Raw genomic sequence first — 23,087 nt, 5'->3', positions numbered from 1 at the left:
GCCGGCCGCGAGCGATGAAAGATCCGTGCCAACCAAGGTTGGCACCTACCTGTAGAAGCCAACCTTGGTTGGCATGCGCCGGAGGCGCAGGATCGGCCCCGCCCGCCATTACCCCGCACCGCGCAACGCCTGCGGGGCCGGAGGGAGTTACCATTGGGGGTCTGATCCCCGTAACGGTCCCGATTCATGCGTAATCCGCTGATGCTCCTTCCGCTGGCCGTGGCCCTGGCCGCCGGCTGCTCCCAGGAGGCGGCTGCACCCGCCGCCGCCCCGACTGCCGCCAAGGCCCCCGCCGCCCCCGTGAACGCCGAGAACCGCAGCCACGACGAAAGCTCGTACGCCGAGCCGGACAAGGTCGTCATCAAGGACATCGCGCTGGATCTGAAGCTGGACTTCGACCAGAAGCAGATCGGCGGCACCGCCACCTACACCCTGGAATGGAAGCAGAAGGACGCCAAGCAGCTGGTGCTCGACACCCGCGAGCTGACCGTGTCCAAGGTCGAGGCCGTCGCTGCCGATGGCGCGCGCAGCCCGTTGAAGTTCGAGCTGGCCGCCGCTGACAAGGTGTTCGGCAGCAAGCTGACCATCGAAGCCCCGGAACAGCCGGCCAAGGTGGAAGTGACCTACCACACCGCGCCGACCGCCTCGGGCCTGCAGTGGCTGGCACCGTCGATGACCGAGGGTAAGAAGCTGCCCTTCATGTTCAGCCAGTCGCAGGCCATCCACGCCCGTTCCTGGGTGCCGCTGCAGGACACCCCGAGCGTGCGCTTCACCTACAGCGCGCACGTGGTCTCGCGCCCGGACGTGATGGTGCTGATGAGCGCCGACAACGATCCGAAGGCCGCGCGTGACGGTGACTACACCTTCAAGATGCCGCAGCCGATTCCGTCGTACCTGCTGGCCATCGCCGCCGGCGACCTGGTGTTCGAGCCGATCTCCGGCCGCTCCGGCGTCTGGGCCGAGCCGACCATGGTCAACAAGGCCGCCAAGGAGTTCGAAGACACCGAGAAGATGATCGGTGCCGCCGAGAAGCTGTACGGCGAATACCGCTGGGGCCGCTACGACATGCTGGTGCTGCCGCCGTCATTCCCGTTCGGCGGCATGGAGAACCCGCGCCTGACCTTCGCCACCCCGACCGTGATCGTCGGTGACAAGTCGCTGGTCTCGCTGGTCGCCCACGAACTGGCGCACAGCTGGTCGGGCAACCTGGTGACCAACGCCAGCTGGAAGGACATCTGGCTCAATGAAGGCTTCACCACCTACGTCCAGGGCCGCATCACCGAAGCTCTGTACGGCAAGGAGATGGCCGAGATGGAGAAGCAGATCGACCAGACCGACCTGCTGGCCGAAGTGAAGGACATGAGCCCGGCCGACCAGGCGCTGGCGCTGCCGCCGCTGAACGAGCGTGACCCCGACGAAGCCCTCAGCCAGGTCGCCTACGTCAAGGGTTCGTGGTTCCTGGAATTCCTGGAGCAGCGCTTCGGCCGCGAAACCTTCGATCCGTTCCTGCGTGGCTGGTTCGATGACCACGCCTTCCAGAGCGCGAACACCGACCAGTTCGTCGAGTACCTGAAGAAGAACCTGCTGCCGAAGAATCCGTCGGCAGTGACCGAGGCCGAACTGAAGGCATGGCTGGACGAGCCGGGCATCCCGGCGTTCGCGGCCAAGGCGCAGTCGCGCAACTTCAGCAGCGTCGATACCGCGCGCATCGCGTTTGCCAGCGCCGGCACCGTGCCGAGCAGCCAGGTCATCGCCGACTGGAGCACGCAGGAATGGGTGCGCTTCATCGACGGCCTGGGCGCGACCCAGCCGCTGGACAAGCTGGCCACGCTGGACAAGGCGTTCCACTTCACCGGCACCCCGAATGGCGAGATCGCCATGCGCTGGTACCCGCTGGCAATCCGCAGCGGTTACGAGCAGGCCAACGAAGGGGCCGCTGCGTTCATCGAGCGCGTCGGCCGTCGCAAGCTGATCATGCCGATCTACGCTGAACTGGTGAAGACGCCGAAGGGGCTGGAGCTGGCCAAGCAGGCCTTCGAAAAGGCCAAGCCGGGATACCACCCGATCACCACCGGCTCGGTGCAGGACATGCTGTCCAAGGCTGAAGCCAAGTAAGAAAAAGCGCCGGGCACCCCCCGGCGCTTTTTTGTAGAGTCGAGCCATGCTCGACTGCTGTTGAAGCGCCAGTCGAGCATGGCTCGACTCTACAGAAATGCGAAAACACGAAGGACCTCCGCCATGAAACGACTGATCCTGCTCACCGCCTGCACCCTGGCCCTGGCTGCCTGCAGCAACCCCGAGGAAGAGCGCAAGGCGCAGGAAGCCGCCGCAGCCGCCGTGCAGGCACAGAAGGAAGCCAAGGCCGAAGACGTGGCCAAGCAGTACGACATGGCCGTGGCAGCACAGGACTGGGAGCGTGCGCGCCTGCATGGCGCCTCGCTGCTGGACCAGTACAAGGACACCGCCGCCGCCGAGCGCATCGCCGCCGGCTTCGACGAGGTCAAGGCCAAGGGCGATGCTGCGCGCGACCTGCGCCGCATGCAGGCGCTGTGGCAGTACAACCAGATCCCGGTGGGCAACAAGGGCAACCAGGTCTCGGCGCAGATCTACAGCAAGGAACGGGTGGACGTGGATGGCAGCGGTGCCAAGCCGGTGCAGCTGGTGTTCCGCGATCATCCGGAGTGGAAGCGGCATGCCTACCTGGTGCTGCAGGCCGGCGATTTCCGTTGCCCGCAGTGCACGGTGAAAGTAACCGTGGACGACGGCAAGCCGATTTCCATGGCGGCCTGGCGCCCGAAGACCGATGAAGCCATCGCGCTGTTCATCACCGACCAGAAGGCACTGTGGAAGCTGGCGCGCAAGGGCAAGTCGATCAGCATCGAGTTCCCGGTCAAGGCCGGCGGCACGCGTACTGCCGTGTTCGAAACCGGTGGTGTCGACGCCAGCCGCATGCCGCAGTGGTGGCAGTGATGGTTGCGGCGGGCAGCGCAGTGCACGCGTTGTCCGCGATCCGGCACTGGGTGTTCGACATGGACGGCACACTGACGGTGGCCGTGCATGACTTCGCCGCGATCCGCCGCGCGCTGCAGATCGCCGCGGAGGAAGATATCCTCGACCATATCGCAGCGCTGCCGGATGCGCCGGCGCAGGCCAAGCGCGAGTGGCTGCTGGATCACGAACGTGCGCTGGCCGAGGAGGCACTGCCGGCGCCGGGTGCGGTGAAGCTGCTGCGCGCGCTGTCGGCGGCGGGCTGCCGGCTGGGCATCCTGACCCGCAACGATCATGCGCTGGCGAAGCTGACCCTGGACGCGATCGGGGTCGGGGCGTTGTTCGACGATGCCGACATCATCGGCCGCGATGAAGCGGTGCCCAAGCCGTCGCCGGATGGCCTGCAGCTGCACCTGCAGCGTTGGGGCATCGCGGCGGCAGAGGCGGTGATGGTGGGAGACCACGCCTACGACCTGGAGTGCGGCCGCGCCGCGGGCACCCATACCGTGCTTGTCAACCTGCCGGAGAACCCGTGGCCGGGCAGTGCCGACTGGCATTTCGCTGATTGCCGTGCACTGTTGGCCGCCTGGCAGCAGAAGGGGTAGTGCCGGCCGCTGGCCGGCAGTGTCGACCAAGGTCGACACCTACCAGGGCACAGGGTGTCGACCAAGGTCGACACCTACCAGGGCACAGGGTGTCGACCAAGGTCGACACCCACCGAGCGGGTGCGCGGGCAGTTCGTTTACGCGCCCAGCGCGTAACCGAACTGCTGCTTGAACTGCTCGTTGAACTCGTCAAAGGTGAAGCGCTGGTTCTGCGTGCCCGGGTGCTCGACCTTCAGCGCGCCCATCAGGTTGCCCATGCGGCCGATGGTCAGCCAGTCGTAGCCCTTCTGGATGCCGTAGATCAGGCCGGCGCGGAATGCGTCGCCACAGCCGGTCGGGTCGACCACGCGGCGCTCGTGCGCCGGGGGGATGTCGTAGCTCTTTTCCGGGGTGTGGATGACCGCGCCCTTCGGGCCACGGGTGGTGATGTAGGCCTTGACCCGGCTGACGATCTCCTTCTCGTCCCAGCCGGTGCGCTCCTGCAGCAGGTTCGACTCGTAGTCGTTGACCACCACGTAGTCGGCCTGGTCGATGAAGGCGCGCAGCTCCGGGCCGTTGAACAGCGGCATGGCCTGGCCCGGGTCGAAGATGAACGGAATACCGTCTTCGTGGAATTCCTGCGCGTTCTGGATCATGCCTTCGCGGCCGTCCGGGCCGACCAGCCCCAGAGTCACGCCCGGTACGCCACGCACGTGGTTCTCGTAGGAGCGCATCATCGCGCCCGGGTGGAAGGCGGTGATCTGGTTGTTGTCGTGGTCGGTGGTGATGAACGCCTGCGGGGTGAACAGCTCATCAATCACGCGCACGCGCGACAGGTCGATGCCCAGGCCGTCGAAGTATTCGCGGTACGGGCCGAAGTCCGAACCCACGGTGCCCATCGGGATCGGCTGGCCGCCCAGCAGGTGCAGGTTGTAGGCGATGTTGCCGGCGCAGCCGCCGAACTCGCGGCGCATGCGCGGGACCAGGAAGGACACGTTCAGGATGTGCACCTTGTCCGGCAGGATGTGATTCTTGAACTGGTCCGGGAACACCATGATGGTGTCGAAGGCAAGAGAACCACAGATCAGAGCGGACATCGATGTAAGCCTATGCGGTGAATTTTGGGGTGGGCCGGCCCGGTTCGGCGGGCAAGCAAACGGCGCCCTTGGGCGCCCGACGGCGCAAAGGTTACCCGCTGGTGTCGCTCAGGGCCAGAACCGGGTGAGACCCGATCAGGCCGAAAGCCTGTGAAGACGCGGGTTCAGCTAGTTTTTTCCTTGCTCGGCGGCAGGCGGGTTGCTAGGCTTGTCGGCCTCGATTTCTGCCCATTTTTTCGCCATCCCGCGGCGGGCACGACACCCCTCAGGACTCCTTCCTCAGATGTTCAAGAAACTCCGTGGCATGTTCTCCAATGACCTGTCCATCGACCTGGGCACGGCCAACACCCTCATCTACGTGCGCGGGCAGGGGATCGTGCTGAACGAGCCATCGGTCGTGGCCGTGCGTCAGGACCGTGCCATTGGTGGCACCCGCTCGGTGGCAGCCGTAGGCGCCGAAGCCAAGCAGATGCTTGGCCGTACCCCGGGCCACATCACCACCATCCGCCCGATGAAGGACGGCGTCATCGCCGACTTCACCTACACCGAGGCGATGCTCAAGCACTTCATCAAGAAGGTGCACAAGTCGCGCGTGCTGCGCCCGAGCCCGCGCGTGCTGGTCTGCGTGCCGGCCGGCTCGACCCAGGTCGAGCGCCGCGCGATCAAGGAATCGGCCGAGGAAGCCGGTGCCCGTGACGTGTTCCTGATCGAAGAACCGATGGCCGCCGCGATCGGCGCCGGCATGCCGGTTACCGAAGCCCGTGGCTCGATGGTCATCGATATCGGCGGCGGCACCACCGAAGTGGCGGTGATCTCGCTCAACGGCATCGTCTATTCGGCCTCGGTCCGCATCGGCGGCGACCGCTTCGACGAGTCGATCACCAACTACGTGCGCCGCAACCACGGCATGCTGATCGGTGAAGCCACCGCCGAGCGCATCAAGGTCGAGCTGGGCTGTGCCTACCCCCAGGCGGAAGTGATCGAAATGGAAATCTCCGGCCGCAACCTCGCCGAGGGCGTGCCGAAGATGATCAAGATCAGCTCCAACGAGGTGCTTGAAGCCCTGCACGAGCCGCTGTCGGGCATCGTCAGCGCGGTCAAGCTGGCGCTGGAACAGACCCCGCCGGAACTGTGCGCCGACGTCGCCGAGCGCGGCATCGTGCTGACCGGTGGTGGCGCCCTGCTGCGTGACCTGGATCGCCTGATTTCCGAGGAAACCGGCCTGCACGTGCAGGTGGCGGACGATCCGCTGACCTGCGTGGCCCGCGGCGGTGGCCGTGCGCTGGAGCTGGTCGACATGCACGGCAACGAGTTCTTTGCGCCGGAATAAGCCGTCCCGGCTGCCTGCGCCCGCAGCGCCCCTCCGGGGTGCGGCCCACCATGAGGGTAGGCCGGCACCGGCGGGGCGTCCGCGTGTTTCCCTTCCGCCTTCTGCCAGTTGAATCGTTGCCGTGCCGCCCTACGCCGGACCTCCCGTTGCTTCCCGATCCGGTGATGCCGCCAGCCCGCTGCGTCTGCTGGCTTATCTCGCACTGGCCATCACCCTGATCGTGCTTGACGACCAGGCCGGCTGGCTTGCGCAGCTGCGCGGGCAGGCCAACAGCCTGGTGCAGCCGGTATGGGCACTGGCGGGACTGCCGGGCAAGCTCGGCAACCAGGTCAAGGACTCGGCGGCCAGCCACGGCCAGCTGGTCAACGAGAACCGTGAACTGCGCAACCAGCTGCTGCTGGCCAACGCCCGCCTGACCCGCCTGCAGACCGCCGCGCTGGACAACGCCCAGCTGCGCGAACTGCTGAACGTGGCCGAGCGCAGTGGCCTGGACGTGCAGCTGGCGCCGATCCTGGACATCGACCTGGATCCGGTGAAGCAGCGTCTGGTGCTCGACGCCGGCAGCCGCGAAGGCGTGCACGTCGGCCAGGCGGTGATCGATGCCGGCGGTCTGATGGGCCAGGTGATCAGCGTCACTGGCGGTACCTCCACCGTGCTGCTGCTGACCGACCCCGACCATGCCGTGCCGGTGACGGTGGCCCGCAACGGCGTTCGCCTGATCGTCTACGGCCGCGGCGACAAGCTGGAACTGCGCGACATCCCGCTCAGCGCCGGCGTGGAAGTGGGGGATGAGATCGTCACCTCCGGCCTCGGTGGCCGCTTCCCGGCCGGCTTCCCGGTCGGCACCATCACCGGCCTGCGTCCGGACGATACCCATGCCTTCCTGGTCGGCGAACTGAAGCCGGCGGCGCAGCTGGATCGCGGCCGCGACGTGCTGCTGCTGCGCCCGGGTGCAGCAATTCGCTTGCCTGCGGTCAGCGAACTGCCGCCGACTGCACCTTCGGTGCAACCGGCCCCCGCATCCTCCCTTACCCCCGCGCCTTCGGCGCGCCCCCCCAACAAGAGGGGGGCTCTCCACCCGATGCTGGGTCGGCGACGGTAGTGCCGGCCGCTGACCGGCAACCGACTCCGTCTTCGACGAAGCCGGTTGCCCCCGCATCCTCCCTTGACCCCGCGCCGTCGGCGCGCCCCCTTGAACAACAAGGGGGCTCCACTCCAGCCAGCTCCACGGTAGTGCCGGCCGCTGGCCGGCAACCGACCGCGCCGGAGGCCCAGCGATGAGCCGCCTGCGCGACAACCCGTGGGTGCTGCCGGCCAGCCTGGTGGTGGCGCTGCTGCTGGGCCTGCTGCCGTTGCCGGCGCTGCTGCAGCCGCTGCGCCCGTATTGGCTGGCGCTGGTGCTGGCCTATTGGGTGATTGAAGCGCCTGAGCGTGTCGGCCTGGGCGTCGCTTTCGCCAGTGGCGTGATCGCCGATCTGCTGTACGGCGGTGTACTCGGCGAACAGTCGCTGCGGCTGGTGATGCTGGCCTTCATCCTGCAGCGTTTCCGCGCCCGCATCCGCTTCTTCCCGATGTCCCAGCAGATGCTGGCCATCGGCGGCCTGCTGTTCAACGACCGCATCGTCAGCGCGCTGGTCCACATCGTGGTGGATGAGCCGACCCTGCCGTGGTCGTACTGGTGGGCACCGCTGCTGGGCATGGGCCTGTGGCCGCTGGTATTCGTGCTGCTGGACGCGGTGCGCTTCGGCAAGCGCGGGCGCTGAGCCATGATCCCGCGCCGCCAGGTCAAGAACCCCCACGCCGAAGCCGAACAGTTCCGCCGCCGCGCGGCGCTGGGCTTCCTGGGTGTGCTGGTCTGCCTGCTGGGCCTGGGCGGCTGGTACTTCAAGCTGCAGGTGCTGGACCACGACGTCTACGCCACGCGCTCGGAAGCCAACCGCATCAAGCCGCGGCCGGTGGTGCCCGGGCGCGGCATGATCTACGACCGCAACGGCCGCCTGCTGGCCGAGAACGTGCCGGCCTTCCGCCTGGACGTGACCCCGGACAAGGTCAAGGACATGGACGCCACCCTGGAAGGGCTGGCGAAGATCATCAGCATCAGCCCGGAAGAACTGGAAGCGTTCAACAAGTCGCGCAAGGCGCGCCGCAAGTTCCTGCCGGTCACGCTGAAGCTGCGCATGAGCGACGAGGAGATGGCACGCTTCGCCGTCGACCGCTGGCGCTTCCCCGGCGTCGAGCTGGAACCCTATCTGACCCGTCGCTATCCCTATGGCGACCTGTTCGCGCACATCATCGGTTACGTCGGCCGCGTCGATGACAAGGACCTGGAAATCCTCGGCGAGGGCAATGCCGCGCTGACCCACATCGGCAAATCCGGTCTGGAGCGCTATTACGAGCAGCAGCTGCGCGGCAAGGTCGGCTACGAGCAGGTCGAGACCAACGTGCAGGGGCGTGCGATCCGCACCATCGGCCGCGTCGCCGCGCAGTCCGGCGCCGACCTGCGGCTGTCGATCGACGCCGACCTGCAGCGCGCCATGGTGGCCGCCTTCGGCGACCAGGAAGGCTCGGCGGTGGCGATGGACCCGCGCACCGGCGAAGTGCTGGCGATGGTCAGCCTGCCGTCCTACGACCCCAACCTGTTCGTCAACGGTATTTCCCATGCCGACTTCAAGGCGCTGAACGACAACCCGTCGCGGCCGCAGTTCAACCGCCTGGTGCTGGGTGGCGTCGCGCCCGGTTCCACGCTGAAGCCGCTGATCGGCCTGGCGGGCCTCGATTCGGGCGTGCGCCGCCCGGAAGACAAGGTGCTGTCCACCGGCATGTTCTACCTGCCCGGCACCTCGCGTGGCTGGGGTGACTCGCACCGCGGCGGCCACGGCTGGACCGACCTGCGCAAGTCGATCGCGCAATCGGTCAACACGTACTACTACAAGCTGGCGCTGGATCTGGGCATCGAGCGCTTCGACCATTACATGGAGTACTACGGCTTCGGCCAGCCGACCGGCATCGACCTGACCGGCGAGATCGGGGGCATCCTGCCGTCGCCGGCCTACAAGCGGAAGAGCCGCAAGGAAGCCTGGTATCCGGGCGATACAGTCAACATCAGCATCGGCCAGGGTGACTGGAAGGTCACTCCGCTGCAGCTGGCGCGGGGCGTCAGTGGGCTGGCCAACGGGCAGCTGCGCACGCCCCATCTGGTGATCCAGCAGCGTGCGGGGTTCGACCACGACTGGATGGCGACCGACCCGGGCGAGAGCAAACCGGTCAGTCCGAACCCGAACAACCTGCAGGCGGTGCGCGAAGGCATGATGGCCACCATGCTGCCTGGCGGCAGCGCTGCGCGGATGGCGGCCGGCGCGCCTTACACGATGGCCGGCAAGACCGGTACCGCGCAGGTCATCAGCCGCAAGGGTACCGCCGCGGTGAATCCGAAGAGCCTGCCGATGCACCTGCGCCACCGCGCGTTGTTCGTCGGCTTTGCGCCGGTCGAACAGCCGGTGATCGCGCTGGCGATCGCAGTGGAGGGCGGTGGTTACGGCGGCGCGGCGGCAGCGCCGATCGCACGCAAGGTGTTCGACGCCTACCTGCTGGGCAAGATGCCCGAAGGCATGCAGCCGCTGGACAGCGAGCGCGGCACCACCGCCATCGGTGCAACCGCATTCGACAACGAAGATGTGGGCGCGCGCCAGGCCGGTGACCTTGCTGCGGCACAACTGGGGGAACACCCCGTGCTGATTGGCGTGCCTGCGCCGGAACCGGCACCCGCACCCGCACCCGCACCGCAGCCGGGGCCGCCGGCCGCCGCCGCGCTGCCGGCCACGCCACGCCCGACCACCGCGGAGCCCGCACGATGAGAGTGTTCCTGCGTTGGGCCGGCGACATGCTGCGCCGCTTCTTCAGCACGCTGGACTGGGTACTGTGCCTGGCCCTGGGCGCGCTGATGGTGATCGGCCTGGCCACCTTGAAGAGTGCCGGTGGCGACGGCCTGGTGATGGCCCAGGGCGCGCGCTTTGCAGTGGGCATGGCCGCGCTGTGGGGCATCTCACGGGTACCGATCCTGCGCATCCGCTCGGCCACACCGATGATCTACGCGATCTCGATGATCCCGTTGCTGGCGGTGTTCGTGCTGGGCACCGGCAAATACGGCCGGCAGTGGCTGGACCTGAAATTCTTCTACCTGCAGCCGGCCGAGCTGCTGAAGGTCAGCCTGCCGATGATGGTGGCCTGGTACCTGCACAAGATGCCGTTGCCACCGCGCTTCAATACCGTGCTCGTGTCCCTGGTCATCATCGGCGTACCGACCGGCCTGGTGATGCTGCAGCCGGACTTCGGTACTGGTGTGCTGATCGCCGCCAGCGGCGTGTTCGTGTTGCTGTTGGCCGGCCTGCCGTGGTGGTGGGTCGGGCTGGGCGTAGGTGGCGTGGCTGCGGTCGCGCCGGTGGCCTGGTTCTGGCTGCTGCGGCCGTACCAGAAGGACCGCATCATGATGTTCCTGGACCCGGAGATGGATGCACTGGGAGCCGGCTGGAACATCATCCAGTCGAAGATCGCGATCGGTTCCGGCGGCTTCGATGGCAAGGGCTGGGGCGAGGGCTCGCAGTCACATCTGAACTTCATTCCCGAGCAGACCACCGACTTCGCGTTCTCGGTGCTGAGCGAGGAGTTCGGCTGGATCGGCGTGGCCACCGTGCTGGCGCTGTACCTGGTGGTGATCGGGCGCTGCCTGTGGATCGCCAGCCAGTCGCGCGATTCCTATTCGCGCCTGCTGGCCGGCGCCACCGGCCTGGCGTTCTTCGTCTACGTGCTGGTGAACGGCGGGATGATCTCCGGCCTGCTGCCGGTGGTGGGCGTGCCGATGCCGCTGATCAGCTATGGCGGTACCTCGGCGGTCTCGCTGCTGGCCGGCTTCGGGTTGGTGATGGCCGTGCGTAGCCACAATCCAGTGCACGGCGGCTACGGGTAACACCGGCCCCGCGCTTCGTCGCGCTTCCATATGCTCGCTTGCTTCTCGCTGTTCTGTAGAGTCGAGCCATGCTCGACTGCTTCTGCTGCATGAAAGGCAGTCGAGCATGGTTCGACTCTACAGACGCAGAAGCACCCTGACAGCTTCACGCAAGCGCGCGTTGTTACCGTGGCCAGCGTGGACTGGAAACGAATGCTTGGCGGCTGCCGTGAGGCGGTGCGCACGATCGACCTGCCGTTGCTGGTCGCGTTGTTGATCCTGATGGGCGCGGGGCTGGCGGTGCTGCACAGCGTTTCCGGTCCGGTCACCGGGCAGGCGGCGCGCTTCGCCGGTGGCCTGCTGGCGATGTGGCTGCTGTCGCGTGTTTCGCTGCTGCGCCTGCGCGCGTGGACACCGGCGCTGTACGCGCTGTCGATGCTGCCGCTGATGGCGGTGTATGTGATCGGCACCGGCAAGTACGGGCAGCGCTGGCTCAACCTCGGCGTCTTCTACCTGCAGCCCTCCGAGCTGCTCAAGCTCAGCCTGCCGTTGATGATGGCCTGGTACCTGCACCGGCAACCGCTGCCACCGTCACCACGCACGGTACTGACGGCCGCAGTGCTGATCGGCGTTCCCGCCGTGCTGATCCTGATGCAGCCCAACCTCGGCACCGCCACGCTGGTCACCGCCAGCGGCGTGTTCGCGTTGTTGCTGGCGGGCCTGCACTGGGGCTGGGTGGCCACCGGCGCGGTGGGGCTGGCGGTGGCCGCGCCACTGGCCTGGCTCGGCGTGTTGCGGCAGTACCAGAAGGATCGCGTACTGACCTTCCTAGACCCGGCAGCAGACCCGCTCGGCACCGGCTGGAACATCCTGCAGTCGCGCATCGCGATCGGTTCCGGTGGCTGGCAGGGACGTGGCTGGGGGCAGGGCACCCAGGCCACACTGGATTTCCTGCCCGAGTACACCACCGACTTCGCGTTTTCGGTGCTGGCCGAGGAGTTCGGCTGGATCGGTGTGGCGACGCTGTTCGCGCTGTACCTGTTCGTGGTCGGGCGTTGCCTGTGGATCGCAGTGCACGCGCGCGACACGCATGCGCGGTTGCTGGCCGGCAGCCTGGGGCTGGCGTTCTTCGTCTACGTATTGGTGAACGGTGGAATGATTTCCGGCCTGCTGCCGGTGGTGGGCATTCCGATGCCGTTGATCAGTTATGGCGGGACATCAGCGGTCTCGCTGCTGGCCGGCATCGGACTGGTGATGGCGGTACGTGGGCACCGGCCCGTGCACGGGGGATAGGGTTTCCAGCCAACGGCGCAGCCCCTCGTGGGTGGTCGCGCAAAGCAGTTCATGGGTGGGGCCGGGTAGATGGGCTGCGCAGGGGACGCTGCAAGTACGTCCATGTAGCTCGGTCGCCGCATCCATGCGGCTCACGCCCCTGCGCAGCCCATCTACCCGGCCACGGACAGGTTCCGTGCGCGTCCACCCACGGAGAAGAAAAAGAAGATCAAAAGCAAAAGCGGCCTGGCGGGTCGCTTCCTTGCTTTGTGTAGAGCCGAAGGCAGCGGCAGGAGCCGCTGCCAACGTCGCCCACGGCGACGGCCCGAAGGGTGCCGGTCAGGACGACCGGCATAGCCATGCTCGGCTCTCGAGCAAGCGCAGCGCGCGACCCGCTTGTGATCTTCTCTTTCTTCTCCGTGGGTGGCAGACCACCGAAATCTGTCAGAGGGCGGTCGGGTTGGGTATGCGGGGGTGTCAGCCGCATGGATGCGGCTGCCAAGCCTCCAGGGACGGATTCACGGCGTCCCCCGCGTACCCAACCTGACCGGCCCAGCGGCGGCTTCTGCTTTCCGCAACACACCCCACCCACGAGGGGCTGCGCCGTTGGCTGGAAACTTCCTGACTCTGCGCAACGCCCGTTGTGGAAGCGTTCTCACAACGATGCACGGCAGCACGCCCACTGACCAAAGTCCGGAAAAAGCGTTAGCTGGTTCACACTTTTACAGCGCGTTGATCCTGATCAATGGACTTGTCGTAATCGGCCTGCACAATGGCGGCCCGTTCGGCACGGCGCGCCGTCAATCGTTGCAGCGCGAGGGGGCGTCGGGCGGGAAGCAGTACTGATCCAACGGGTACAGGGAGCGCGGAGCACTGCCACTGGGGAGCGGCAGCCGCGCGGGTACCGACCGGATCCGGTCGCCGGTTGCGTCTGCGGGGATGGGGACGCAACCGGCAACCTCTATCTGAATGGGGAAGTGTGATCACGACGTCTTCACATTTCCCGCTGCTCGCAGGCAAATCGTTGTGATTCATGGTGTTAGGGGTTTTAATTCATCCATGACCTGCTAACCTGCGACGATGATTCGACGCACTCTGGCCTGCATGCTCACCCTCGGCCTGGTCGCCTGCGCGACCCAGCCGAAGTCCCCACCGTCTTCGCCCCAGGCCAGCAGTACGCCGCGCCAGCCCGCCGCCAAGGCCCATGGCCCGGCCGAGGCCGCGCCCGAAGCCGCTGCCGCCACCGCGCCGCCGGTCGATCTCACCCCGGTGCCGTTCGAGGTCGCACGGGCCCGCTTCATTGCCGATACCGCCAAGCGCTATGGCCTGAAGCCGGAGCAGATCAGCAGCGTGCTCGACCAGGCGCAGGTGCGCCAGCCGATCATCGCCGCGATGTCGCGCCCGGCCGAACGGGTCAAGCCGTGGAACGAGTACCGGCCGATGTTCATCAGCAAGGCGCGCATCGATGGCGGCCGCGCGTTCCTGGCCCAGCATCGCGCCGAACTGGATCGCGTCCAGCAGCGCACCGGTGTGCCGGCCGAAGTGATCGTGGCGATCATCGGCGTGGAAACCAGCTACGGGAAGAATGCCGGCAGCCACCGCGTGCTGGATGCGCTGTACACGCTGGCCTTCTATTACCCGCGCAGCGGCGACCCGGCCAAGCTGGAACGCGAAGTGCGCCGCGAGCTGTTCTTCCGCGATGAGCTGGCCAAGCTGTTCGAGCTGGGCCGCGAAGAGAACCTGGACATCACCACGCTCAAGGGCAGCTATGCCGGCGCGATGGGCATGGGCCAGTTCATGCCGTCCAGCTACCTCGATTACGCGGTGGACGGTAATGGCGACGGCCGTCGCGACCTGTTCACCAGCTACGACGACGTGTTCTCGTCCATCGCCAACTACTTCGTGAAGAAGGGTGGCTGGGTGCGTGGCGGGCAGGTGGCCGTGCCGGCCACGTTGGCGCCGGGCCGCGAGGAATTCAATCCGACCGAATGGATGCCGACCTGGTCGCTGGCCGACCTGACCAAGCGTGGCTACCAGCCCAGCGCAGCGGTGCAGCCGGGCGCCACCGCCACGCCGATCACGCTTGAAGGCAGCACCGGCAAGCAGTACTGGCTGGGCTTCCAGAACTACTACGCGATCACCCGCTACAACCTCTCGAAGATGTACGCGATGGCCGTGTTCCAGTTGTCCCAGGCCATCGCCGGACAGGAGCTGCCCCCGGCATGAACATCAGATGGCTGGTCCCAGGCTTGATCGTCCTCGCGCTGGCTGCCTGCAGCAGCGCGCCGAAGAAGCCGGCCACGGCCGGCCATGGTGGCAAGTCCGGCGGCACCCTGGTGCAGGGGCGCGGCCCGCGCCCGGCACACTGCCCGGAAGGATCGCCCTACGCGGCGGCCAAGGAAGACCTGAGCACCCGCGGCAACTACACCGCCGGTGGCCTGTACAAGCCGGGCGTGCGTGACAGCACGCCGGACTACATTCCCAACGTGGCCTGCATCCCCGAGCCGGAAGTGACCGCGGAAGAACGCTCGGCGATCGGCAACAAGACGCCGTACGTGGTGCTGGGCAAGTCGTACAAAGTGCTCGACGACACCCGCAACTATGTCGAGCGTGGCACTGCGTCGTACTACGGTGCCAAGTTCCATGGCCGCCTGACCTCCAATCGCGAGGTCTACGACATGTACCAGTTCACCGCTGCGCACAAGACGCTGCCGCTGCCCAGCTTCGCCCGCGTGACCAACCTCGACAACGGTGAGTCGGTGATCGTGCGCGTCAACGATCGCGGTCCGTTCCATGATGGCCGCGTGGTTGATCTCAGCTATGCCGCCGCTGTGCGCCTGGGCATCACCCAGCGCGGCACCGGCAACGTGGAAGTGCGCGCGCTGCAGCCGGGTGAGGGCAACCTGCTGGCGCAGAAGCCGTCGCGCCGCGAGCGTCGTGCTGCGGAAGCTGCCGCCGCCAGCGCTGTAGCCAGTGCGCGCCCGGCACCGCCCGCGCGTGCCGCCGTCGACAGCGACATCGATCGCCTGGTCAAGGGGCTGCCGGCCGATGGCATGCCGGCGCGTGGCCAGCCGGCCACCACCCAGGGCGTGGCCAGCACCGTGCCGGATGTGGCGGTCAGCAGCCTGCCGCCGAGTGCTCCGCCGGTGCGCAGCACCGCATACGCGCCAGCTCCGGCGGTCGTTGCCAGTACCACGCCGCGCGCCGCTGCGCAGGCACCGGTCCGCACCGCCGCCGCTACCCCCAGCCTGTCGCAGCAGGTGGTGGGCGCAGTCATGGTGCAGGTTGCCAGCTTCTCCAACCGTGACAACGCCAACCGCGCGATGGGCCAGCTCAACGCCGCCGGCATCGTCGGTGCGACCATCAGCGATATCGCCGCCGGTGGCCGCACCCTGTTCCGCCTGCGCGTCCCCGCCAGCGACCATGCCAGTGCCGCGGAACTTGTCGGCCGCATCGCCGGTCTGGGGCTGGGTTCGCCGCAGATCGTCAAGGATTGATCCACCCGGGCCGGTGCTGCCGGCCCACGCTGCCCCGGCCTTACAATGGCCGCTACGTTCCACCCTCCATTCCCGGCCGTCCCCTGGAGCCTGCTGTCCAATGAATTTCCGTTCCGCCGCCACCGCCCTGGCCGCCACCCTGGTGGTGGGCCTGGCTTCCGCCCAGACGCCGCTGCCGACTCCGGCCACGCCGGCGCCTGCCGCCGCCGCTGCCGCCCCGGCCACCGTCGCCACTCCGCCGGCGCCGGCGCCGAGTGTGTCCAAGGCCTGGGTGCTGATGGATTACGCCACCGGCCAGGTGCTGGCTGGTGAAAACATCAACGAACAGCTGGCTCCGGCCAGCATCACCAAGGTGATGACGTCCTACGTGATCGCCGCCGAGGTCAAGAACGGCAAGGTCCGTGCGGATGACCAGGTGATGATGAGCGAACGCGCCTGGCGCGAAGGTGGCGCGGGTACCGATGGCAGCTACAGCGGCTTCCCGGTCAACCAGACCGCGCGCCTAGAAGACATGGAAAAGGGCATGGCGATCCAGTCCGGCAACGACGCCGCGATCGCCCTGGCCGAGCACGTGGCAGGCAGCGAAGAAGCTTTGCGTCGCTGATGAACAGCTATGCCGCCAAGATCGGCATGAAGAATTCGCACTTCGTCAACGCCCATGGCCTGACTGCGCAGGGCCACCACAGCACCGCCTACGACCTGGCGCTGCTGGGCCGTGCGATGGTGCGCGATTACCCGGAAACCTACGCGTACAACAAGATCAAGGAATTCCAGGTCGGCAACATCAAGCAGCCGAACCGCAACCTGCTGTTGTGGCGCGATGGCAGCGTGGACGGCATCAAGACCGGCCACACCTCGGAAGCCGGTTACTGCCTGATGAGCTCGGCCCAGCGCGGCGACCAGCGCCTGATCGCCGTGGTGCTGGGCGGCCAGTCGGAAAAGCAGCGTGCCGATGACAGCCTGGCCCTGCTGAACTGGGGTTTCCGCTTCTTCGAGACCCACCGCCTGTACGAGCCGGGCAAGGCCGTGGCCGAGCACAAGGTCTGGAAGGGCACCACCGACAAGGTGCAGCTGGGCGTGGCCCAGCCGATGCTGGTGAGCGTGCCGCGTGGCCGTTACAACGACCTGAAGCCGAGCATCGACGTGCCCAAGACCCTGGAAGCACCGTTCACCGCCGGCCAGCAGATCGGCACCGTGAAGGTGATGCTGGATGGCAAGCTGGTGGCCGAAGCGCCGCTGGTGGCGGTGGCTGCCGTCGAACAGGCCGGCTTCTTCAAGCGCCTGTGGGACAGCTTCTGGATGTGGTGGGAATCGGAATGATCCACGCCCCGGCGTGGTGAAGGAAACGGCCGGCAAATGCCGGCCTTTTCTGTTTCGGGATGCCGCTTGCGCATGAATCCTGCCGGATGTGGGTAGTGCCGGCCGCTGGCCGGCTCCTCATGAACCCATCCGGATATGCCGGCCCCGGTGTGCCGACCAACGGTCGGCACCTACCTACAGCGAGCGGCTGATGGTGAAGCTGCCGAACACCGGCGCTTCGCGCTGGCCGTTGAACTCGCGCGTGCTGTGGTAACGCGCCGCGGCGAACTTCCAGCGTCCGTACATCACCGCCACGCCATAGCCGCCGTAGGCCACCACATGGCGCTTGTCCACACTGTGGCTGTTGCGGAACGTGTTGCCATCCAGCGTGATGTCACGGATCACCCAGGCGGCGTCCGAGGTCGCGAACAGGTGCCAGGACCAGCCATTGGGACGGCCGCCGCGGGTCGGCGCAGTGTTCTCACCGGCCGGGCGCAACGGCGTGCTGCCGAAGTCGTCCGGCAGCTTCCAGCCGAAGCGCACTTCACCGCCAAGGTTGGCCTTGGTTTCCAGGTTGCCGATTGATCCGCCGTAGTGGCTGATCGCGTCCCAACCCCAGCCGTCGGCATTGACGCTGGCATCGCCCGGCCAGCGGCGCATGCGCTCATGGGTCAGCATGAACAGGGGCTCGTTGTGCAGCTGGTTGTCCCAGCCCTTGAATTTCTCGTCGCCCAGCACTTCGTGCACGGCATTCTGCACCTGCTTGCCCTGTGCCCACGGGCCAACCACGCCCAGCGTCAGCTGGGTGGTCTGCAGGCGGTCGCCGCTGCGCGCATTGAAACCGAAGTTTGCGATCAGTACGCCGGCGTAAGGGCGGTCGTCCTCGATCAGGTCCCTGCGGCTGAAATCGGTCGGGGTGAAGATGCCCTGGCCGATGCTGAAGATCATGTTCTGCTGTTCGAACTTGCCCGGATGCAGCCCTTCCAGGTACTGGTTCACCCAGCGGGCCATGCGTGGCAGGCAGGGGTCGTCGGTGTAATCGACCAGATTGGGCGAGACCAGGGTCAACAGTGCACCATTGGTATAGCCCTGGTCCTGGTGGCGGCCGCCGAACAGGTCGTTGTCAACGCGGAAATTGACCTGCGGAGGGTGGTCGCGCATCGCGTCCGGGCCACATTGTTCGGCCGCCTGGGCGGCGAGGGGGAGGGCAGCAGCCAGCAGGCCGGACAGCCCGAGGGCTGCAAGGCGGCGTTGGGAAGGGGGGCTCATGTGGAGGTTTTTTCTGTCTGTCGTTATATGCCGCGACACGGTACTCGTGCGGGCGTGATGGAACGAGCGCGTTCGAATCACTTGTCTGTTCCGAAAACGACATTGTCTCGTGAAGACAATCCTGCACTGTCCTGCGGCGCCCCAAGGGGCAACGGCCAATGCTGAACGGCCGTTCAGCTGCAACGCAGCGACTCACCGGTGCACTGTTTGACGTTGATGAATACTCTTGGGTTTGTTGGCCTGCGGCCCGATAATGGGGGCATGGAAATCAAGTCCGACAACCCCGACCACGGCTTCCAGTTCCCCGGCCAGTTCGAGCTCAGTGCCATGGGCCCGGCCAACCGCGGCCTGGAACATGAGCTTCCCCGCCTGCTGCTGGCTGCCGGCATCGATGTGGTGAATGAACGCATCAGCTGGAAGCATTCCTCCAACGGCAAGTACGTGTCCGTGCGCATCGTGTTCAAGGCCGAGAGCCGCGAACAGTACGACCTGGCGCACCAGGCACTGCGCGACCACCCGGAAGTGAAGTGGACGCTGTAGCCGACAGCTGCCCGGCCGAAGCCGCCCCGGAAGACCGCGCGCCGCGCCCGGCGCTGGTCCGCGACCTCGGCCGCCAGGCCTATGAACCGGTGTGGCGCGCCATGCAGCGCTTCACCGACCAGCGCAGCGAGGCCGACGCCGATGAGCTGTGGGTGGTCGAGCACGACCCGGTATTCACCCTGGGCCAGGCCGGCAAGGACGAGCATGTGCTGGCGCCGGGCGAGATCCCGGTGCTGCACGTGGACCGCGGCGGCCAGGTGACCTATCACGGCCCCGGCCAGCTGGTGGTCTATCCGCTGCTGCGCCTGCCACGGCTGGGCATCGGTGTGCGCGACTACGTGTGCCGCATCGAGCAGGCCATCATCGATACCCTGGCCGAGTGGAACATCGGCGCCGAACGCCGCGAGGGCGCCCCGGGCGTCTACGTCGGTGGCGCCAAGATCGCCGCGCTCGGCATCCGCGTGCGTCGCGGCTGTACCTTCCATGGCCTGGCCTTCAACGTGGCCATGGACCTGGAACCTTTCCACCGCATCAACCCCTGTGGCTATCAGGGGTTGCAGGTGACCTCGGTAGTAGACTTGGGCGGGCCCTCCGGGATGGAGGCCGTCAAGCCGGTGCTGCTGGACCACCTGGCCCGCCAGTTCGGCCTGCTGCTGCAGCCCACGCCCGAACTGCCTGATCTTTCTGCGGCCGCCTGACCGCCCCCCGGAACTGCCATGACTGAAACCACCGCCCGTTCCATTCCCCTGCAGATCGTGCAGGGCGACTCTCCGTCCGCCGCGCCGTTGCAGGCCGGGGTCAAGCAGCTGGGCGGTGACAAGATCAACCGCTCGCCGGTGCAGTTCGCCGACGCGCCGGTGCTGCGCAAGCCGTCCTGGATCCGCGTGCGCATTCCTTCGGGCAATGCGGTGCAGAACCTGAAGGCCAAGCTGCGCGAGAACCGCCTGGTGACGGTGTGCGAGGAAGCCAGCTGCCCGAACATCCACGAGTGCTTCGGCCACGGCACGGCAACGTTCATGATCCTCGGCGAGGTCTGCACCCGCCGCTGCTCGTTCTGCGACGTCGCCCACGGCCGCCCGAAGCCGCCGGATGCCAACGAACCGGCCAGCCTCGGCCAGACCGTGGCCGACATGGGGCTGAAGTACGTGGTGGTGACCAGCGTCGACCGAGATGACCTGCGCGACGGCGGTGCCCAGCACTTCGTCGACTGCATCAGCGCCATCCGCGCGAAGTCGCCGGGCACCCGCATCGAAGTGCTGACCCCGGACTTCCGCGGCAAGGGCCGCATGGAGCGCGCGCTGGAGATCCTGGCGCAGAACCCGCCGGACGTGTTCAACCACAACATCGAAACCGTGCCGGACCTGTACCGCAACGTGCGCCCGGGTGCGGACTACCAGTGGTCGCTGAACCTGCTGAAGAACTTCAAGGCGCAGCACCCGGACGTGCCGACCAAGAGCGGCATCATGCTGGGCCTGGGCGAAGAGTTCGAGCAGATCAAGGCCACCATGCGCGACCTGCGCGCGCACGACGTGGACATGATCACCATCGGCCAGTACCTGCAGCCGACCGCGCATCACCACCCGGTGCTGAAGTACTGGACCCCCGAGGACTACAAGGCGCTGGAAGACTACGGCTACGAGCTGGGCTTCAGCCACGTGGCCTCCGGCCCGATGGTGCGCTCGTCGTACCACGCCGACGTGCAGGCCAAGGGCGCCGGCGTCTCCTGAGGTGGGTGCGGACCGTTGGTCCGCACGCCTTCGCCAAGCACGGCCCGGCGCTGCCAATGGGTGCCACCACCATCGTGGGTGCGGACCGTTGGTCCCACGCCTTCGCCTGCATTCACAATTTGCTACACCGGCCCGGCTAGGCTGGTTTTCCACCGAGCGCGGCCGGGTGACAAACCCGGCAACTTTCGGCACTGTCGTGGTGTCTTAACACCCCGCAGTCTCCCCCTTGGCAAGGCGCCTTCGAGCACGTCAATGAAATTCAAAGCCCCCGCATTCCTGATGGCCCTGGCGCTGGTCGCGCCGCTGGCGCTGGCGGCCAAGGCCGATTCGCCGGCATTGCCCGCTGCGGCAACCGCCGATCAGGTGACCACCTCCAAGCTGGTGTACGGCCTGCTGTCCGACAGCCGCTACGCGTACCGCCCGCGTGCGCTGGACGAGGCCACCTCCAAGGACGTGTTCAAGCGCTACCTGGAGACGCTGGACGGCGGCAAGCAGTACTTCACCCAGGCCGACGTGGCGCGCTTCGCGCCGTTCGAAGCCAACATTTCCTCGGCCATCCGTGGCGGCGAGCTGGAGCCGGCGTTCCAGGTGTTCGCGGTCTACAAGCAGCGCGTCGGCGAACGTGTGGCCTACGCGCGCAAGCTGCTCAAGCAGGAGCCGGACTTCACCACCGACGAGCGCTTCGAATACGACCGCAAGAAGGTGCCGTGGGCGGCCAGCAGTGCAGAGCTGGATGAGCTGTGGCGCAAGTCGGTCAAGAACGACTGGCTGCGCCTGAAGCTGGCCGGCAAGAAGCCGGACGACATCCGCAAGACGCTGGACAAGCGCTACGCGACGCTGGAGAAATCGGTCAATGAACTGAAGGGCGAAGACGTCTTCCAGTTCTTCATGAACTCGTACACCAGCGCCGTTGACCCGCACACGGATTACTTCACCCCGCGCACCGCCGAGAACTTCAACCAGGCGATGTCGCTGTCGCTGGAAGGCATTGGTGCGCAGCTGCAGCGCCAGGACGACGTAGTGGTGATCCGCGAGATCATCGCCGGTGGCCCGGCCGCAGTGGATGGCACGCTGAAGCCGGGTGACCGTATCGTCGGCGTCGGCCAGGGCAAGTCCGGCCTGGTCGAGGACGTGATCGGCTGGCGCATCGACGACGTCGTGGCCAAGATCCGCGGCGCCAAGGATACCCAGGTCAAGCTGGAGTTCATCCCGGCTGCTGAGGGCGCCGACGGCAAGCACCACACCCTGGTGCTGACCCGCCAGAAGGTGCGCCTGGCCGAACAGGCCGCCAAGGGCGAGACCATGACCATTCCGGCCGCCAATGGCGAGCCGGCGCGCAAGGTCGGCGTGATCAAGCTGCCGACCTTCTACCAGGACTTCGAAGGCCGTCGCCGCAACGCGGCCGACTACGCCTCGGCCACCCGCGACGTGGCCAAGCTGCTGGCCGGCTTCAAGAACGACAAGCTGGACGGCGTGGTGCTGGACCTGCGCAACAACGGTGGTGGTTCGCTGGATGAAGCCATTGAACTGACCGGTCTGTTCATCGAGCAGGGCCCGGTGGTGCAGGTGCGCGAGTCCGGTGGCCGCGTCACCGTCAACAGCGACCGCAACCAGGGCGTGGCATGGGATGGCCCGCTGGCAGTGCTGATCAACCGCGGTTCGGCCTCGGCTTCGGAAATCTTTGCCGGTGCCATCCAGGATTACGGCCGTGGCCTGGTGATCGGTGAGACCAGCTTCGGCAAGGGCACCGTGCAGAACATCGTCGACCTGGACCGTTGGCCGAGTGGCGAGACCCAGCGCTTCGGCCAGGTGAAGCTGACCATCGCCCAGTTCTTCCGCATCAGCGGCAGCAGCACCCAGCACAAGGGTGTGGTGCCGGACCTGGCGTTCCCGGCCAGCGTCGATGCCACCGAGTTCGGCGAGAGCACCTACGACAACGCGCTGCCGTGGACGCGCATCGCTGCCGTGCCGCACACCCAGTACGGCAACTTCGCGCCGCTGCTGCCGAAGCTGGAAACCCGCCATGACGCGCGCATCGCCGCCGACAAGGAATTCCAGTGGTGGAACGAGGACGTGCAGCAGTTCCGCACCGAGGCCGCGAAGAAGTACATCTCGCTCAACGAGGCCACCCGCCGCGCCGAGCGTGAGCGCCAGGACACCCAGCGCAAGGAGCGCCAGGCGATGCGCAAGGAACTGGGCCTGGCCCTGGACCCGCTGGCCGATGACAGCAACGACGACGGCCTGACTGGCAACGAGCGCGACATCGTCAAGGATGCCGCCCGCGAGAAGGCTGCCGAGAAGCGTCCGGACCCGCTGCTGCGCGAGTCGGCCTCGATCCTGGCCGATGCGGTGAACCTGCTGGCCAATGATCGCCCGCTGTCCGCACAGGTGCTGCCGCAGTCGACCGGCGCTGGTCGCTGGGCGGACTGAGCCGGCGACGGCATGTGATACCCGAGGGGCCGGCATTGCCGGCCCCTTTCTGTCTGGGGACCTCGCTCACGGTAGCGCCGGGCCATGCCCGGCGAGCGAAGTGCCACAAACG

At 66.9% G+C, this 23,087-nt stretch carries 16 protein-coding genes and 2 pseudogenes; 16 read left to right on the top strand and 2 right to left on the bottom strand.

The window, feature by feature from the left end; all coding sequences use genetic code 11:
• Nucleotides 1-186 precede the first annotated feature (186 nt).
• From ACZK4Z_RS19515 to ACZK4Z_RS19505, 3 genes are all read left to right on the top strand, one after another.
• Entirely contained in the window at nt 187-2,115 is a 1,929-nt protein-coding gene (locus ACZK4Z_RS19515; protein WP_125893445.1) for a M1 family metallopeptidase, read from the top strand.
• A 123-nt stretch (nt 2,116-2,238) separates the two neighbouring features.
• A complete protein-coding gene (locus ACZK4Z_RS19510; protein WP_019337678.1) occupies nt 2,239-2,970 on the top strand; it encodes a hypothetical protein in 732 nt (243 codons plus the stop codon).
• A complete protein-coding gene (locus ACZK4Z_RS19505; RefSeq protein ID WP_478451562.1) occupies nt 2,970-3,593 on the top strand; it encodes an HAD family hydrolase in 624 nt (207 codons plus the stop codon). Before ACZK4Z_RS19510 ends, ACZK4Z_RS19505 begins: the two co-directional genes overlap by 1 nt.
• 137 nt (nt 3,594-3,730) lie before the next feature.
• Here the strand turns inward: ACZK4Z_RS19505 and ACZK4Z_RS19500 are convergent, their stop codons facing one another.
• Nucleotides 3,731-4,669: a carbohydrate kinase family protein gene (locus tag ACZK4Z_RS19500; protein ID WP_049463230.1), complete on the bottom strand. Its 939-nt coding sequence runs from the start codon at nt 4,667-4,669 to the stop codon at nt 3,731-3,733.
• 283 nt (nt 4,670-4,952) lie between these two features.
• Here ACZK4Z_RS19500 and ACZK4Z_RS19495 point away from each other — a divergent pair, with 283 nt between their 5' ends.
• From ACZK4Z_RS19495 to ACZK4Z_RS19455, 9 genes and pseudogenes are all read left to right on the top strand, one after another.
• The gene (locus ACZK4Z_RS19495; protein WP_005419402.1) at nt 4,953-5,999 is read left to right on the top strand and encodes a rod shape-determining protein; all 1,047 of its coding nucleotides are present in this window, start codon (nt 4,953-4,955) and stop codon (nt 5,997-5,999) included.
• A 121-nt stretch (nt 6,000-6,120) separates the two neighbouring features.
• Nucleotides 6,121-7,280: pseudogene (gene mreC, locus ACZK4Z_RS19490) on the top strand (rod shape-determining protein MreC).
• Nucleotides 7,277-7,762, top strand: coding sequence for a rod shape-determining protein MreD (mreD, locus tag ACZK4Z_RS19485; protein WP_032130319.1), 486 nt, complete (start codon nt 7,277-7,279; stop codon nt 7,760-7,762). The pseudogene mreC and the gene mreD overlap by 4 nt, the downstream one beginning before the upstream one ends.
• Nucleotides 7,763-7,765: 3 nt before the next feature.
• Nucleotides 7,766-9,853 (top strand): penicillin-binding protein 2, encoded by a 2,088-nt coding sequence (mrdA, locus tag ACZK4Z_RS19480; RefSeq protein WP_125893449.1) that lies wholly within the window; start codon nt 7,766-7,768, stop codon nt 9,851-9,853.
• Nucleotides 9,850-10,962 (top strand): rod shape-determining protein RodA, encoded by a 1,113-nt coding sequence (gene rodA, locus ACZK4Z_RS19475; RefSeq protein WP_032130317.1) that lies wholly within the window; start codon nt 9,850-9,852, stop codon nt 10,960-10,962. The genes mrdA and rodA (ACZK4Z_RS19475) overlap by 4 nt, the downstream gene beginning before the upstream one ends.
• A gap of 192 nt (nt 10,963-11,154) precedes the next feature.
• Nucleotides 11,155-12,234 carry a rod shape-determining protein RodA gene (gene rodA / locus ACZK4Z_RS19470; protein ID WP_049421382.1) on the top strand — a complete coding sequence of 360 codons (1,080 nt, stop codon included), beginning with the start codon at nt 11,155-11,157 and terminating at the stop codon, nt 12,232-12,234.
• Nucleotides 12,235-13,293: 1,059 nt separating this feature from the next.
• Nucleotides 13,294-14,439, top strand: a complete 1,146-nt coding sequence (gene mltB, locus ACZK4Z_RS19465; RefSeq protein ID WP_478445060.1) for a lytic murein transglycosylase B — start codon at nt 13,294-13,296, stop codon at nt 14,437-14,439.
• Nucleotides 14,436-15,710: a septal ring lytic transglycosylase RlpA family protein gene (locus ACZK4Z_RS19460; protein ID WP_478445059.1), complete on the top strand. Its 1,275-nt coding sequence runs from the start codon at nt 14,436-14,438 to the stop codon at nt 15,708-15,710. Before mltB ends, ACZK4Z_RS19460 begins: the two co-directional genes overlap by 4 nt.
• A gap of 100 nt (nt 15,711-15,810) precedes the next feature.
• Nucleotides 15,811-17,030: pseudogene (locus ACZK4Z_RS19455) on the top strand (D-alanyl-D-alanine carboxypeptidase family protein).
• Between the two features lie 174 nt (nt 17,031-17,204).
• On the opposite strand, the gene ACZK4Z_RS19450 reads toward ACZK4Z_RS19455, so the two are convergent.
• Nucleotides 17,205-18,278: a lipid A deacylase LpxR family protein gene (locus ACZK4Z_RS19450; RefSeq protein WP_032130312.1), complete on the bottom strand. Its 1,074-nt coding sequence runs from the start codon at nt 18,276-18,278 to the stop codon at nt 17,205-17,207.
• Between the two features lie 261 nt (nt 18,279-18,539).
• Here ACZK4Z_RS19450 and ACZK4Z_RS19445 point away from each other — a divergent pair, with 261 nt between their 5' ends.
• From ACZK4Z_RS19445 to ACZK4Z_RS19430, 4 genes are all read left to right on the top strand, one after another.
• Nucleotides 18,540-18,818, top strand: a complete 279-nt coding sequence (locus tag ACZK4Z_RS19445) for a YbeD family protein (RefSeq protein WP_005411067.1) — start codon at nt 18,540-18,542, stop codon at nt 18,816-18,818.
• The gene (gene lipB, locus ACZK4Z_RS19440) at nt 18,806-19,516 is read left to right on the top strand and encodes a lipoyl(octanoyl) transferase LipB (protein ID WP_032130311.1); all 711 of its coding nucleotides are present in this window, start codon (nt 18,806-18,808) and stop codon (nt 19,514-19,516) included. The genes ACZK4Z_RS19445 and lipB overlap by 13 nt, the downstream gene beginning before the upstream one ends.
• Nucleotides 19,517-19,534: 18 nt before the next feature.
• Nucleotides 19,535-20,545, top strand: coding sequence for a lipoyl synthase (gene lipA, locus ACZK4Z_RS19435; RefSeq protein ID WP_049421379.1), 1,011 nt, complete (start codon nt 19,535-19,537; stop codon nt 20,543-20,545).
• Between the two features lie 252 nt (nt 20,546-20,797).
• Complete coding sequence (locus tag ACZK4Z_RS19430) at nt 20,798-22,975, top strand: carboxy terminal-processing peptidase (protein WP_032130309.1); 2,178 nt, start codon at nt 20,798-20,800, stop codon at nt 22,973-22,975.
• The last annotated feature ends 112 nt before the right edge of the window (nt 22,976-23,087 follow it).

The organism is Stenotrophomonas sp. 71799_Sma, assembly GCF_056482505.1.
The sequence above is the reverse complement of the archived record's forward strand: the minus strand, read 5'-3'. Positions and strand labels throughout refer to the sequence as shown.

Excerpts from the sequence above, each read along its gene's own strand:
- ACZK4Z_RS19510 (WP_019337678.1), top strand. The coding sequence starts at position 2,239 with ATGAAACGACTGATCCTGCTCACCGCCTGCACCCTGGCCCTGGCTGCC.
- mrdA (WP_125893449.1), top strand. The coding sequence starts at position 7,766 with ATGATCCCGCGCCGCCAGGTCAAGAACCCCCACGCCGAAGCCGAACAG.
- mreD (WP_032130319.1), top strand. The coding sequence starts at position 7,277 with ATGAGCCGCCTGCGCGACAACCCGTGGGTGCTGCCGGCCAGCCTGGTG.
- ACZK4Z_RS19430 (WP_032130309.1), top strand. The coding sequence starts at position 20,798 with ATGAAATTCAAAGCCCCCGCATTCCTGATGGCCCTGGCGCTGGTCGCG.
- ACZK4Z_RS19515 (WP_125893445.1), top strand. The coding sequence starts at position 187 with ATGCGTAATCCGCTGATGCTCCTTCCGCTGGCCGTGGCCCTGGCCGCC.
- lipA (WP_049421379.1), top strand. The coding sequence starts at position 19,535 with ATGACTGAAACCACCGCCCGTTCCATTCCCCTGCAGATCGTGCAGGGC.
- ACZK4Z_RS19445 (WP_005411067.1), top strand. The coding sequence starts at position 18,540 with ATGGAAATCAAGTCCGACAACCCCGACCACGGCTTCCAGTTCCCCGGC.
- rodA (WP_032130317.1), top strand. The coding sequence starts at position 9,850 with ATGAGAGTGTTCCTGCGTTGGGCCGGCGACATGCTGCGCCGCTTCTTC.
- ACZK4Z_RS19495 (WP_005419402.1), top strand. The coding sequence starts at position 4,953 with ATGTTCAAGAAACTCCGTGGCATGTTCTCCAATGACCTGTCCATCGAC.
- ACZK4Z_RS19505 (WP_478451562.1), top strand. The coding sequence starts at position 2,970 with ATGGTTGCGGCGGGCAGCGCAGTGCACGCGTTGTCCGCGATCCGGCAC.
- ACZK4Z_RS19500 (WP_049463230.1), bottom strand. The coding sequence starts at position 4,669 with ATGTCCGCTCTGATCTGTGGTTCTCTTGCCTTCGACACCATCATGGTG.
- mltB (WP_478445060.1), top strand. The coding sequence starts at position 13,294 with ATGATTCGACGCACTCTGGCCTGCATGCTCACCCTCGGCCTGGTCGCC.
- rodA (WP_049421382.1), top strand. The coding sequence starts at position 11,155 with ATGCTTGGCGGCTGCCGTGAGGCGGTGCGCACGATCGACCTGCCGTTG.
- ACZK4Z_RS19450 (WP_032130312.1), bottom strand. The coding sequence starts at position 18,278 with ATGAGCCCCCCTTCCCAACGCCGCCTTGCAGCCCTCGGGCTGTCCGGC.
- ACZK4Z_RS19460 (WP_478445059.1), top strand. The coding sequence starts at position 14,436 with ATGAACATCAGATGGCTGGTCCCAGGCTTGATCGTCCTCGCGCTGGCT.